Here is a 314-nt window from a genome sequence, read left to right as displayed (position 1 = left end):
CCGCGGCCCGCGTCCGGGCCGCCGCCCACCCCGTACTCCCCGGCACAGGCACCGGCGCCGAAGAAGCCCTCCGCACCCTCGTCACCACGATCGCCGAAGGCGCCGCCGACCCCGCCGACCCGCTCTGCGCCGCACACCTCCACTGCCCACCGCTCGCCCTCGCCACCGCCGCCGACCTCGCCGCATCGGCCCTCAACCCCTCCATGGACTCCTGGGACCAGGCCCCCGCGGCATCCGCGCTCGAAGCGCTCGTCACCACCGCACTCGCCGCCGAGGTCTACCCAGGACACCCCGCCGCCGACGCCCTCCTCACC

At 77.1% G+C, this 314-nt stretch carries 1 pseudogene; it reads left to right on the top strand.

Annotated features, from left to right (window positions below):
- Window positions 1-314, top strand: a pseudogene (locus J0695_RS40260) (aspartate aminotransferase family protein); the annotation flags it as partial.

This window comes from Streptomyces beijiangensis (genome assembly GCF_017315755.1).
Lineage (GTDB): Bacteria > Actinomycetota > Actinomycetes > Streptomycetales > Streptomycetaceae > Streptomyces > Streptomyces beijiangensis.
The sequence above is the reverse complement of the archived record's forward strand: the minus strand, read 5'-3'. Positions and strand labels throughout refer to the sequence as shown.